The sequence below is a fragment of the bacterium genome (assembly GCA_019695335.1).
In the GTDB taxonomy this organism is placed as follows: Bacteria; CLD3; CLD3; order SB21; family SB21; genus JABWBZ01.
Map to the genome: position 1 here is coordinate 1 of JAIBAF010000085.1, position 12,679 is coordinate 12,679.

11 protein-coding genes are annotated in these 12,679 nt (G+C 45.0%); 1 reads left to right on the top strand and 10 read right to left on the bottom strand.

Features of this window, described 5'->3' with window-relative positions:
• Positions 1-141: 141 nt before the first annotated feature.
• The 10 genes from K1X84_15370 to K1X84_15415 form a co-directional block, all read right to left on the bottom strand.
• Positions 142-1,392 (bottom strand): methyl-accepting chemotaxis protein, encoded by a 1,251-nt coding sequence (locus K1X84_15370; protein ID MBX7153007.1) that lies wholly within the window; start codon positions 1,390-1,392, stop codon positions 142-144.
• Between the two features lie 25 nt (positions 1,393-1,417).
• Positions 1,418-2,347, bottom strand: a complete 930-nt coding sequence (locus K1X84_15375) for a chemotaxis protein CheW (protein ID MBX7153008.1) — start codon at positions 2,345-2,347, stop codon at positions 1,418-1,420.
• A 9-nt stretch (positions 2,348-2,356) separates the two neighbouring features.
• Positions 2,357-3,988, bottom strand: coding sequence for a tetratricopeptide repeat protein (locus K1X84_15380; GenBank protein ID MBX7153009.1), 1,632 nt, complete (start codon positions 3,986-3,988; stop codon positions 2,357-2,359).
• Positions 3,975-4,451: a chemotaxis protein CheW gene (locus tag K1X84_15385; GenBank protein ID MBX7153010.1), complete on the bottom strand. Its 477-nt coding sequence runs from the start codon at positions 4,449-4,451 to the stop codon at positions 3,975-3,977. Before K1X84_15385 ends, K1X84_15380 begins: the two co-directional genes overlap by 14 nt.
• The gene (locus tag K1X84_15390) at positions 4,451-5,149 is read right to left on the bottom strand and encodes a TIGR04282 family arsenosugar biosynthesis glycosyltransferase (protein ID MBX7153011.1); all 699 of its coding nucleotides are present in this window, start codon (positions 5,147-5,149) and stop codon (positions 4,451-4,453) included. Before K1X84_15390 ends, K1X84_15385 begins: the two co-directional genes overlap by 1 nt.
• Positions 5,150-5,935: a geranylgeranylglyceryl/heptaprenylglyceryl phosphate synthase gene (locus K1X84_15395; protein MBX7153012.1), complete on the bottom strand. Its 786-nt coding sequence runs from the start codon at positions 5,933-5,935 to the stop codon at positions 5,150-5,152.
• A gap of 39 nt (positions 5,936-5,974) precedes the next feature.
• Positions 5,975-7,576: a methyl-accepting chemotaxis protein gene (locus tag K1X84_15400; protein ID MBX7153013.1), complete on the bottom strand. Its 1,602-nt coding sequence runs from the start codon at positions 7,574-7,576 to the stop codon at positions 5,975-5,977.
• A gap of 33 nt (positions 7,577-7,609) precedes the next feature.
• Positions 7,610-8,425 carry a helix-turn-helix domain-containing protein gene (locus tag K1X84_15405; GenBank protein MBX7153014.1) on the bottom strand — a complete coding sequence of 272 codons (816 nt, stop codon included), beginning with the start codon at positions 8,423-8,425 and terminating at the stop codon, positions 7,610-7,612.
• Positions 8,422-9,015 carry a Maf family protein gene (locus K1X84_15410; GenBank protein ID MBX7153015.1) on the bottom strand — a complete coding sequence of 198 codons (594 nt, stop codon included), beginning with the start codon at positions 9,013-9,015 and terminating at the stop codon, positions 8,422-8,424. The genes K1X84_15405 and K1X84_15410 overlap by 4 nt, the downstream gene beginning before the upstream one ends.
• 174 nt (positions 9,016-9,189) lie before the next feature.
• Positions 9,190-10,740 carry an acyl-CoA carboxylase subunit beta gene (locus K1X84_15415; protein ID MBX7153016.1) on the bottom strand — a complete coding sequence of 517 codons (1,551 nt, stop codon included), beginning with the start codon at positions 10,738-10,740 and terminating at the stop codon, positions 9,190-9,192.
• 191 nt (positions 10,741-10,931) lie between these two features.
• Here K1X84_15415 and K1X84_15420 point away from each other — a divergent pair.
• The coding region (locus K1X84_15420) for a hypothetical protein (GenBank protein ID MBX7153017.1) at positions 10,932-12,679 on the top strand (1,748 nt) is incomplete at its 3' end.

Sequence of the window (12,679 nt, forward strand, 5' to 3'; positions counted from 1 at the left end):
TCTCTTCTAATTTTAGCAGACCTTTATTCAAATCTTTAAGGTGCTCTTCGCTCTCCACCTTAAAAATTGCCATCATCTCTTTAAGTTCGTCTTTAGAGAGTTCCATAGCCTCTTACTATTAAGCGTTGTGAATGACTCATCTTAGTTATTTTTAGACGTACCGTTGGCGTGATCAACTAATTGCCGAAGTTCCTTGGTCAAACCCAGTACCGAATCAACGGCGTTTTGTGTTTGCGTCGTTCCGGTAGCAACCTGTTTGACAACTTCATTGATATTCGCCATGGCAAGAGTAATTTGCTCTATACCGATCGTTTGCTGTTTACTGCCGACGAGAATTTGTTGAGCATATCCGACATTTTCTTCGAGGCTTTGAATGCTTTCATCCATCAGACGACCGGCATCCCGAATTTTTTCAACGCCGATGTCTACGCGTTTCGAACCTTCTTCGGTCGCCATAACGGTGGAATTGGTTGCATTTTGAATCTGCGTAATAAGATCGCGAATTCGCAGAGAAGCTTCTTTGCTTTTTTCGGCCAATTTCCGGACTTCAAGCGCTACAACGCCAAAACCTTTTCCGAATTCACCGGCTTTACTGGCCTCGATAGCTGCATTAAGAGCCAGCATGTTCGTTTGTTCAGCGATATCGTTCACCGTCGTAGTAATCACGCCGATCTGTTGGGTTTTCTCACTCAGATCAAGAATTTGTTCGGCAATCCGTTCCACGCGGCGGCGAATTTCATTCATTTCTTCGATCGTGCCGTCCACGGCAGATTTACCCTTACTGGTAACATCCATACTGCGTTCGGCGCTTTCGACGACGAATTGAGCTTTTTCAGTAGTCTGATGCGAAGTTGCGGCCAACTCCTGCGTCGTTGTCGTTGTTTGATTGAGCGCCGTTGACTGCTCATTCATCCCCACGGCTTGCTGTCCCATGATGGATGTGAGTTGGCTCACGACCGACGACATACGTGCAATAGCGTCTTTTAAAGTATGGTCAAAATTCTGAAGATTATCGATCATAGCATTAAAATTATCTTGCAAATCGTGTAATTCACCGATCGTATTAATCTTTAACTTATCTGAAAACTTTTTTTGAACAATTTTATTAACAATTTTTTCGATTCGTAACGTATTTTCAATGGTGTATCTCAGAAAGATAATCATGAATCCGATAACCGTTACTATCCCAACAACATACATAACGGCCCAAACCCACCAAATGTCCGAATAATGCCCGATAATCATCGCGCAAAGATACGAAACAGCCAATAAAGGAATACTTCGCATCATGAGGCTGAGCACGTATCTTTTCTTTTCATAAATGCGATAAATAATTGCGACAGCCACTAAGCTCGCAATCAGCAAGGTCACTGCAAAGAGTAAAATCTCCATAATTCAATCCTAAAGAGGGTTTACGTTACACTTCTTCATTTACGACAATATTAGTTTGGGATAAGTAGTGGTCCCAATTGATCAGCGAAACAATTTTATTATTAAAAAAGAAAAAGCCCGTCGTATAAGCGTTTGAGGCATGTTGCGCCCCGCCGACGGAAGTTTTGACGTCCCGTCGTGCTATCGTCTGCTTCTGTATAACGGAATCAGCTAATAAACAAACGTCCAAATCGCGATGCGAAGTCAGGATGTACATGCTATCTTGCGTCACCGACCGATCTTCAACGCCCAATGAACGCCGAATATCGAGCACCGAATAGATATGGCCGCGAATCGTCGTAATACCTAAAACAAAATCCGGTGTACACGGCACCGGCGTAACTTCGCTAATCGAACGAATTTCCTGGATGTATTGCGCTTCCATTGCAAATAATTCTTGTCCAAGTTGAAACAATAATACTTCGATTTTTTCTCCGGTATCTTCCTCTGCAAGAGCCTCGCTTAACTGATCGGCACGCTGTTTAAGAATATGCGCTTCAATTTCCGGCGTCATTTGGTCGTTGGTCAATTGTGCAATTTGCCGGTGCGCTTCAACCCACATTGCTCCGATTTCCGGGATCAACGATTTATAAAACGGGCACATGTCGACGCAGGTTTTAATCTTTATGTGAAAAGGTCCCATGTCTTCGCCGAAACAAAACGTGTGATCGTAAAGATAGCATTGACGCCCGTGGGTATTTTTAGGAACATCGCACGTATGCTCTTGCCCACACCGGACGGCTTCCCAACAATTGGTTGAGGATGTATAGTCTTCCTGACGGAGATTATTCAGGATATTTTGCACCTTGAGTTGCGGCTCGCTAGTACTGCCATTCATGACGGGCGAATTCGTATGGATCGTTTCTGAACCCGTATCCGAAGTTTTTTTAGTTTTTTTGTTTTTTTTCTCGACCATAATGTTCTCTTATTTATCCCACATGCTCACCATCATGCGTAATTCACGCGCCGTAAGATCATCCAATACGCCGACGCGCTCATCCGGTGTCAGTGATTTTAAAATAGATTCAGTCTGTTTCAAATATTTACGGGCTTGCACGGTATTTTCCATTTTGAAATAATTGACGGCCAACTCATAATATCCTATAGCAAAATTAGCTTCAATGTAGATAGCCTTTTTTAACATTTTAATGGACTCGTCAAAGTTTTTCTCTTCTTTAAAGATCAGACCGAGAAGATAATACGCTTCGAGTAAAAGTGAATCCTGGTTGATCGCACGATAGCAATACTCTTTTGCTACGGCTACGTTGTCCAGATTAGCATGAATATGCGCAATCATGTATGCGGCACGTCCATTTGAAGGATATTCGTCAAGGAGCCGCATAAAGTGATCCAGAGATCCTTTGAAGTCTTTCAACGTAAATAGCTCGATGCCTTTAGAAAAAAGTTCGGCTTCGGAATCGTGTCCGCGGCGTTTATCTTCTTCAACCTTCGGTGACAATTCTTCGCTTTTTTTGCTGAGCTTCTCACGAATCGCCGAGGATTCCGGCTTAGGCATTGCAACAAAATCGTCCTGCATCTTTTGCAATTGTTTCTGCAAATCTTCAAGATGCGGAGTTATGGATTTGGTCATGGAATAAGCCGGTTTGACACGTTCTGCCGCTTCACGGCGAATACGGATACCGGTCTTGTAATGTAAATCGCGTTTGGCTGCGGAGTCACGGCGGTATAACACCGCATCGGGATAAATTTCCGGAACATACGCGTCATAAATCAAACTGCTGGGTTCGGCATGTCCGACGGCTAAATAGGAACGCTCTTTCAATGCCTGGTAAAAACGGTTAATCACGTGAATCGTTGTTTGAGCTTCAAAATAAATTGTCACGTTGCGGCACAAAATCATGTCCAGTTCCATGGTCATATTATCGGCCGCCGGATAACATTCTTCGACCAGATTCAAATAATCGAAACGTACCATCGAACGAATCTCGGGATTGAGATAATACAATCCTTCTTTCTTGGCAAAATATTTGTTTTTGTAAGAATCGGGAATGGATCGCAACGACCACGGGCGGTAAATCCCTTCCTTCGCATAGGACAATGAGTTTACGTTAATATCCGTACCTACGATCGTCAAAGACCAGTTTTTAAAATCAGGAATAATATTGTGAAGCACCATCGCCACTGTATAGGGCTCTTCGCCGGTAGAACATCCGGCGCTCCAGATCCGTAAGGATTTGTCGTGATGGTGGGCTTTAACGAGCCGCGGGAGAATTTCTTTTTCTATAACATCAAAATGCCGAAAAAAGTAGGTCTCTCCGACGGTCAGAAATGAAATCAAAGTTTTAAAAAGCGTTGAGTGCGTAAATCCGTTTGCAAGCGCATCGTAGTATTCGCCCAACGAATGCATGCCTGAATAATGGAATGCTTTGAGAACCCCGCTTTTCAGATCGTTTCGTTTGCGTTCACCGAAATAAATCCCGCTACGCATTCGAACCAGATCGCGAAAGCGCACGTAATCGTGTTCCGTAAACTCCGTTTCACGCGGAACCATTTTCACAGCGTTTTTTTGTGATGTTGATGGTTCAACTCGTTGCATATTCCAAACCCTTTTCCAGTTCCGAATATTCTCTATCGGTTAATACTTTTTCAATATCAACCCAGATGACCATGCGATCCCGCTGTATGAAGGTACATTTTATATATTTCGGATCGAGTACCACGTCAGCCAATGTGTTGTTGGAAACGGCCGACGGATCAATTTCGATGACTTCCCTGACACGATCAACCATCATACCGACATTAACTTTCTTGATCGTCATAATCAGGATACGACTCCGGAGCGTCTTCCGCCCATATCCTAAACCAGCTCGGCGCATAAAATCGATCACCGGTAAAATTTCGCCGCGAACGTTAATGACACCTACCACAAAATCAGGTAATTCACTCACCGGAGTAAACGAAACCATCCGAATTACCTCCCTTACGCAATTCAATTCCACAGCGTAATCTTTTTCACCGGCATTAAAATGAATTAACTGAACCTTCTTTTTGTTTTCCATTATACTCGCTCCGAAAATTTTGGGATCATTCGTATTTCCTGCAAAAAAGCATGCGTGTGAACAGGTACGGCTCCTCGCCGATCGGCCATGTCGCTGATCATGCTTTCAAGCGATGCGATATCGTCGACGTCATACCATTCGGGCAATTCAAAATATGTTTCATTCAACCGATCAAAACGGGACCGGGTCGTCTTAAAAACCGTATCCGTGCTCCATGCTATTTCCGAAAAATATTCCGACCTGGCTTGTTTGATTCCCAATAGATAATATCCACCGTCACTTGCAGGTCCTATCACACCGTCATGACTATCCAATTGCTCAAAAGCCTGTTGGATAATGGCATCCGGTAAAGTCGGATGATCGGTACCGATCACCACTGCATGATGATAGCCTTGATCAAAAACATTTTTAAAAGCCGTGAACATGCGGTCACCTAAGTCGCTTCCCGATTGAACTAAAATATCTTTAACATTCAGCTCGCTCAAAAATTCATTGAAAAAAAATCTATTCGGCGTTACAAACGCCACGACATCCATCCCGATTGGTAAAGACAAACGGCTATATTGTTCAAAAGCGTCTTTGAGAAATGCACGATACAAAGCGCCGGCTTCTTCATAGGTAAACGGCGGGCACAAGCGGGTTTTGACTTTTCCAGCTTGCGGTTCTTTGGCAAAAACAATCAACGCACGCCGTTTCAATCACTTTGCCTTTCTGAATCGTTGCAGTTCCATTTTATTTTCTTCCTTCCAATGAACGGCTTGCGCAAATTCTTTGATCAGATCGAGATTTTCTGAATTTTCGAGCACATTGCCCGTCACGATGAACGACGCGCCGGCTTCGACTTTTTTGCGCGCTTCGTCGGGCGTACGGATTCCGCCGCCGACAATCACTGGAATCTGAACGTACGCGCTCACCGCTTCAATCATTGCTTCGGGTACGGAATGAATAGCGCCGCTGCCGGCTTCGAGGTAAATCATTTTCATCCCCAAGTATTCGCCGGCCATTGCATGCGCTACGGCAATGTCGTTTTTATCGCGCGGAATAGGTTTAGAATTGCTCATAAATTCGGCCGCGGTTGTTTTGCCCGATTCGATCAGCATATACCCCGTCGAGATTGCCTCCAAAGCCATCTTCCGAATGATCGGAGCGCCCAGCACTTGTGTGCTGATTAAAAACTCCGGGTTTCGTCCGCTGATCAATGATAAAAACAATACCGCATCGGCAAATTCAGACAATTGGATCGTACTGCCCGGAAACAAGATGACCGGAATATTGAACCGTTCTTTGATCGTTTTAATGGTAGAATTAAATCTCTGTGAAAGCAAAAGGCTGCTGCCAACTAATATCCCATCAACGCCTGCATCAGCACATTGCTCGACAATGGCCAACGTCTCGGTTTCAGATTTTTTATCAGGATCGATCAGAACGAGATAACCCGATCCCTTCCGGTCACGAACCTGCAGCAATTTTTCATACACGGTCATGCATAGTTCCTTTTATAATAACACATATCGAATGGCTGTTTAGGAAGCGTGCCCGTTGCCATTTTGCTCAAGTTTGAATCTTCCAACCAACGTTTTAAGTACGGATGTTTGCGTTACCAAAGCTTCCGTCGTTTGATCGATGTGTTTGACGCCATCGGCTGTGCTCTTGGTAATCGTGGCAATATTTTCGATGTTCTTGGAAATTTCTTCAGCCGTGTGACTTTGTTCCTGCGCCGATACCGAGATATTCGTAATCATTTCCATAACCTGATTATTCGCTTGCAAGATATCTTGCAGGGCTTCTGCCGTCTTGCCTCCCAATTCCTGTCCTTTATCGACTTCTCTCGTACCGCGTTCCATCGCGCGAATGGCATTAGCCATAGCGTGCTGGATCGACTCGATCATGTGCGAAATTTCAGTCGTTGATTGCGAAGTTCTTTCAGCTAATTTTTTCACTTCATCGGCAACTACGGCAAATCCTTTACCGTATTCGCCTGCCGTAGCGGCTTCGATTGAAGCATTAAGTGAGAGTAAATTAATTTGATCGGTTATATCGTTGATCACTTCGACAACTTTGCTGATTTCAGCAACCGTTTTACCCAATTCGAGAATCGTTTTGGCCGAGTCGCTTACGACGGACGAAATTCGCTGAAGGCCTTGAACCGTATCGTCGACGACCTCACGGCCGCGTTTAGCCGCATCGTGCGCTTGTTTGGAAATATTAACGGCATCGGATGTATTGGAGGAAGTCTGCACGATCGTCGCGGACATTTCTTCCGCTGCTACCGCCACCAGCGTGGCCTGATTGGACTGTTTATCAGCGCCATCCGCAACCGTCGTCGTTGTCGAACTGATGACTTCGACTGAACTGCCGATTTGAGTGGAAGCCTTTTGAACCTGGCGAATCAAGTCCTGCAGCTTGTCGACGAATAAATTGAACATCTGCGCCAGTTCACCGACTTCATCTTTGCTTTTAATATCGAGACGTTTCGTCAAATCGCCTTCACCCTCTGCAATGTCACGCAGGCGTTCGACAATCGTTGAAATCGGTTTTGCAAAAACATTGCTGAAAGCATACGCGCCGCCTAACCCGGCGGATACCGTCACAATCAATAAGCCGATGCTGAAAAATATATCCGAACGCAATTGCGACGTGATCGGATCGTTCGAGGCCGCCATCACGAGCGTTCCAATTTCATTGCCGACGCTGTTTTTGACCGAACGTACAATACAGGTCATATCCGGCCCGTCAAACAACCAATCCGGTTTTCCGGATTTTCTCCACAACTCCGTATTTGCCTTAATAAGCCCTTCGACCTGTTGTGCTTCCAACCCTTGCCTGAAATGCGAGGCAAACGTTTCTTCATGAGTATCGTAAACCAAGATAAATTCAAGCGAACCGCGTATTGGAGCAAATGCGTCCATGACGGAAGCTTTGTCGCCGAAATCAAGTCCCGGTCCGATACTTTGAGCCGTAATATCGGCCTGCTTCTCCAGAAAGATTTCCTGGTTAGCCACCGAGGCTTCATACATCTTGATCGTAAAAATCAACGTGACGACAAACATAAAAAAAGCCGCAAAGGACGCGATGCCAATCATAAATTTGGCGCGCAACTTGAGGTCGTTAAAATTCAGCAGCATTAAGCTCTCCTCATACCTGAAAAGTTTTTGAAATTACTGTTGTATCGTTCGTTCTAAATCTTTCGCAGCGTCTTTAACCGGAATAGGTTTTAGATTTTTCCGATCGGAACGCTCATTGACATAGTTTTTAGATATTTCAATCCGCTCTTTTAATAATTTTCTGGCATATTCCTCGCGTAAAAGCTTTTCTTTCGGCGGCACAATCGGCTGCGAAAGATTCAGCCTCGCTCTCTTCATGAGCAGTTCTTTTTTAGAAACAGTTTCTCGGGTTTCATCTTGTAACGTTATGTCGTCAGCTCTTTTGATCGTGCCTTCCGCAAAAACTAATTGCAATAACGCAATCAACACCAAAATGACCGAACTTCCGATCACGACGGCATTGATCCGGCGTTGTTTTTCGATTTTTTCAATAACGGCGCGATCCAATTGCGGTGAAACAGTTTGGGCGTTCAGTTCTTTTTCGATGGCCTGGATTTCATCCGAGAAAAGACTTACCGCAGAATCGTCGGCATTTAAAATTTCCGGAATAAATTCTTTTTGCAAAACGGCTTTTTCGCGCAGAACCGGTACCGGTAAATGATGATCGTAGGCGAGAAATTCGATTTTTTCGTTAATGAAATCGTATTGACGCATGACCCACTCTTCGTCGATCTCCAATTCGCGCGCATATTTACGGAGATAGCCTTTGATATACACATCGGAAGCAAAACCAAAATCGCCGCTTTCAATTTTTTTCAAGAACTCAACATTCAAACGCGTGGCGAGTGCAACCGCGTGCAGAGTAACTCCTCGCTGCTCACGCATGCCCTTGAGTTGATCCGCGAACTCTTTAAAGAAATTAATTTTCATACAAAATATTCGTTAAGGCGAGAATAAATCTTTGTAATGGGAAGGCCAACAACATTGTAAAAATCGCCGTCGACGCGTTCGACAAAAATCGCACTGGCATCCTGAATTCCATACGATCCCGCTTTGTCAAAACACGTACCGTCGGCAATGTACGATTCAATTTCTTGAACCGTTAAGGGTCTGAAAGTCACATCCGTTCGTTCAACATCAACCAGCTTACGTTCATCGCTTATACGAACCAGGCAAAAACCGGTATAAACCTGATGGGTTCGCCCGCTCAACATGCTCAGCATTCTGCGCGCATCGTTTGGGTCAGCAGGTTTATTTAAAATATGCTCATCCAATACTACGATCGTGTCGGCGGCTAAAACAATACGATCACGCCACATGTTGGCGATTTCCATCGCTTTACGTTCGGCAAGTAATTGAGCCACTGTCACGGGATCGCTGTGATCGAAATCTTCATCAACGTGGCTGGGATGAACATCAAATTCAAAACCAACTTGTCTCAATAATTGAGCGCGTCGCGGCGAAGCAGACGCCAGAACCAAGGTACCAAATTTTTGAAGGAACAAATTATTTTTTGGCATCCAAAACTGAGGAAGATTGTCGATACCGAACTGACAAAATGTGCTTGTGTAACTAACTCAGAAATATAGCAGAAACAACGAGAAGTTACAAGCATTTTTTCTAACAAAACAATGACTTAGGGGGCATTTGAGAGAGATTGAAAAAAATTACGACGCCTTTTAAAAATAATCGTTTCAAAGCGGAATATTGCCGTGTTTTTTCTTCGGATTGGAATCGACTTTATTTTCGAGCATTTTGAGGGCTTTGATTAATTTTGGACGCGTCAATTGCGGTTCGATCACGTCGTCGATATATCCACGCTCGGCAGCGCTGTACGGATTGGCAAATTTGTCTTTATATTCTTCGATCAACTTCTCTTCCATGGCCTGGGAGTTTTCGGAAGCATCGATTTCCTTTTTGAAAATAATTTCTACAGCGCCTTTCGCCCCCATCACCGCAATCTCCGCTGTCGGCCATGCAAAATTAATGTCCCCGCGCACATGTTTTGAATTCATAACGTCGTACGCGCCGCCATAAGCTTTTCTTGTAATCACGGTAATTTTGGGAACGGTCGCCTCACAAAACGCGTATAATAATTTTGCGCCGTGCTTGATGATTCCGCGCCATTCCTGATCGCTTCCCGGCAGGAAACCCGGGACATCTTCAAAAACAACCAGCGGGATATTGAACGCATCGCAAAATCGTACGAATCGTGCGCCTTTCAGCGACGAATCGATGTCCAAAACTCCGGCCAAAACCGCCGGCTGATTGGCGACTATCCCCACCGGTTTCCCATCCAATCGCGCAAACCCTACAACAATATTTTGCGCGTATTCTTCATGCACTTCAAAAAAATCTTCCTGATCAACGATAGCTTTGATCACGTCTTTGATATCATACGGTTTGTTCGGATTTTCCGGAACGACCGTTTTAAGAGATTCATCACAACGGTCGGCGGGATCATCACACGGAATGGCCGGCGGATCCTCCTGATTATTGGACGGAATGAATCCCATCAGTTTGCGGATTTTCATGAGACAGTCCAGTTCGTTTTCCGTCGCGAAATGGGCGACGCCGCTTTTGGTCGCGTGGGTCATGGCTCCGCCCAGATCTTCCGATGAAATTTCCTCGTGCGTAACCGTTTTAACCACATTCGGACCGGTGACAAACATGTAGCTGGTATTTTTGACCATCATTATGAAATCCGTAATCGCCGGTGAATACACGGCGCCGCCCGCGCACGGTCCCATAATGGCGGAAATTTGAGGAATAACGCCCGACGCCAGTGTGTTCAATAAAAAAATATCCGCATAGCCGCCAAGACTGACAACGCCTTCCTGAATACGAGCGCCGCCCGAATCATTCAATCCGATCACTGGTGCGCCCGTTTTCATAGCCATGTTCATGATTTTGACAATTTTTTCTGCATGCACTTCGGATAAACTTCCACCGAATACTGTAAAGTCCTGACTGAACACATATACCGACCTGCCGTCGATCGTACCATAACCAGTAACCACTCCGTCGCCCAGTGGACGCTCTTTATCGAGCCCAAACGCCGTCGAACGATGACGCGCCAGCATGTCCAGCTCTTCGAAACTGCCTTCATCGAGCAACAGATCGACTCTCTCGCGTGCAGTCAGTTTTCCTTTTTTATGCTGTGCCTCGATGCGGGTTTTTCCCCCGCCTAATTTGGCTTCTTCTTTTAGCTTACGTAACTGTTCGACTTTTTTGTCCAGCGACATGATAACTCCGAATGTTTTTGAAAGTAATGGACTAAAATATTTGGGTCGTTCTCATTGTGTTGTTAGCAAAATGTTTTTTGATTGGCATTCGAATGAATTAATCTTTAGATTTTTTCAACGCGCAAACTTAGAAACATTCGCTTTGAAATTCAATCTTAAATTTGATGGACACCCAACGGCTACAGCGCTTTTTGTCATTGTGTAAAGATCCGGTCATTGCCGAACGCAATCTTGCTCGCATCGCGCAAAATGTCGAGCCGGAATATCTGCATTTCCTGGATCGACTGGAATTTGAATTACGCTCCCAGCCCGAGCCGGATCGTATTCTTAATTACTTTGAGCGTCTTTCAACATCGGTGATCAACAAATCTACGTTTTACAAGATGCTGTGTGACTTTCCTCCGATCGTCGCCAGGCTTTGCAAACTTTTCGAAGCGAGTCCCTTTCTCAGTGAAATCATTATCCGGGATTTTCAATTCACCTACTTCTTGTTAAGTCCCGAACTGCACTGCAAAAAAACCGATCCGGCCGTATTGCGCAAGGACGTTGCCGTTATCTCCAACAACAAACAATATTCGCTGAACCGTAAATTCGAAGCGCTCAGGATTCTCCGAAGACGCTCGTTGCTGATGATTGGCATACGCGATTACATTTTAAATGCGCCGCTTGAAGAAACGGTCGCATCGATCTCGATGCTGGCCGATCATTTAATTCATGCCGTTTATGAACTATGTCACCAATCGCTGGAAGAAAAATACGGCAAACCTGCATGTGCCGGCGCCGTCGTCGGGCTTGGAAAATTAGGCGGCAATGAATTGAATTACAGTTCGGATATCGATTTGATTTTTGTTTACAGAGAAGAAGGTCAAACTTCCGGCGCGGCGTATTCCTGCACGCATCATGAATTTTTCAACCAACTGGCGGAGATGACGGCTCGCGTGCTGTCGCAGAAGACTCAGGAAGGCCAGCTTTACCGTGTCGATACGCGCCTCAGGCCTGACGGCGATGCGGGTCCCATCGCACGAAGCGTCGCCAGTTATTTCGCCTATTATGAATCGCGCGGCCAGTTGTGGGAAAGACAAATGCTCATCAAAGCAAGGCCTATAGCCGCCGATGTGGAATTCGGCCTCCATTTTATCAATCAATTGCGGCCGTTCGTTTATCCTGCTACTTTTTTTCAATCACCTTTGAAAGAAATTGCGCGGATGAAATGGCGCATCGAAGAACAAAAACAAACGGACGATGCCTTGAACATTAAAATTTGTCCGGGCGGTATACGGGATATCGAATTCATCGTTCAGGCGCTTCAATTGCTCAACGGCGGACGCCTCGCCGATATTCGCGGCGGCAATACGTTGCAATCCATCGATAAACTTCTCCGCCATAACCTGATTTCAGAACATGAAAGCTCTCTCCTCCGTCAGAGCTATATTTTTTACAGAAAAATCGAACATCTTTTACAAATCGAACATGATCGGCAAACGCATACATTAAGTCGGGAAAATACCGATCTGGAACGCATGGCCCATATTCTGGAATTCAAAAGCCGGACAAATTTCGTCGAAGTTCTGGAAAACACGCTTCGTTCGGTTCGATCGGTTTACGATAATTTTTTTAAAAACCAGCAGGCCGAATCCGCCGATCCTTTGGCCACGCTATTCGATTCAGAAAAATTGGAGGCCGGTGAAAATCATTATCTCAAAACCGCCGGGTTTGAAATGCCGGAAACCGCTTTTCGTACGTTAAAAAACTTAGCTTTTGGTCATTTTCCAAAAATGTACGGTAATACGACGCGCGAAATCTTTTTAAAATTATCCAAACCTTTATTGCAAGCAGCGGCTGCAACACCGAATCCCATGCATACACTAGTTAATTTCGAGCGTGTAGTCGCCAATTATCCCGCTATCGAGAGTTTGTACAAATTGCTCCTCGACGATCG

Bases quoted from the DNA above. Each gene is read 5' to 3' on its own strand.
- K1X84_15370 (MBX7153007.1), bottom strand. From the start codon at position 1,392: ATGGAGATTTTACTCTTTGCAGTGACCTTGCTGATTGCGAGCTTAGTG.
- K1X84_15375 (MBX7153008.1), bottom strand. From the start codon at position 2,347: ATGGTCGAGAAAAAAAACAAAAAAACTAAAAAAACTTCGGATACGGGT.
- K1X84_15380 (MBX7153009.1), bottom strand. From the start codon at position 3,988: ATGCAACGAGTTGAACCATCAACATCACAAAAAAACGCTGTGAAAATG.
- K1X84_15385 (MBX7153010.1), bottom strand. From the start codon at position 4,451: ATGGAAAACAAAAAGAAGGTTCAGTTAATTCATTTTAATGCCGGTGAA.
- K1X84_15395 (MBX7153012.1), bottom strand. From the start codon at position 5,935: ATGACCGTGTATGAAAAATTGCTGCAGGTTCGTGACCGGAAGGGATCG.
- K1X84_15400 (MBX7153013.1), bottom strand. From the start codon at position 7,576: ATGCTGCTGAATTTTAACGACCTCAAGTTGCGCGCCAAATTTATGATT.
- K1X84_15405 (MBX7153014.1), bottom strand. From the start codon at position 8,425: ATGAAAATTAATTTCTTTAAAGAGTTCGCGGATCAACTCAAGGGCATG.
- K1X84_15410 (MBX7153015.1), bottom strand. From the start codon at position 9,015: ATGCCAAAAAATAATTTGTTCCTTCAAAAATTTGGTACCTTGGTTCTG.
- K1X84_15415 (MBX7153016.1), bottom strand. From the start codon at position 10,740: ATGTCGCTGGACAAAAAAGTCGAACAGTTACGTAAGCTAAAAGAAGAA.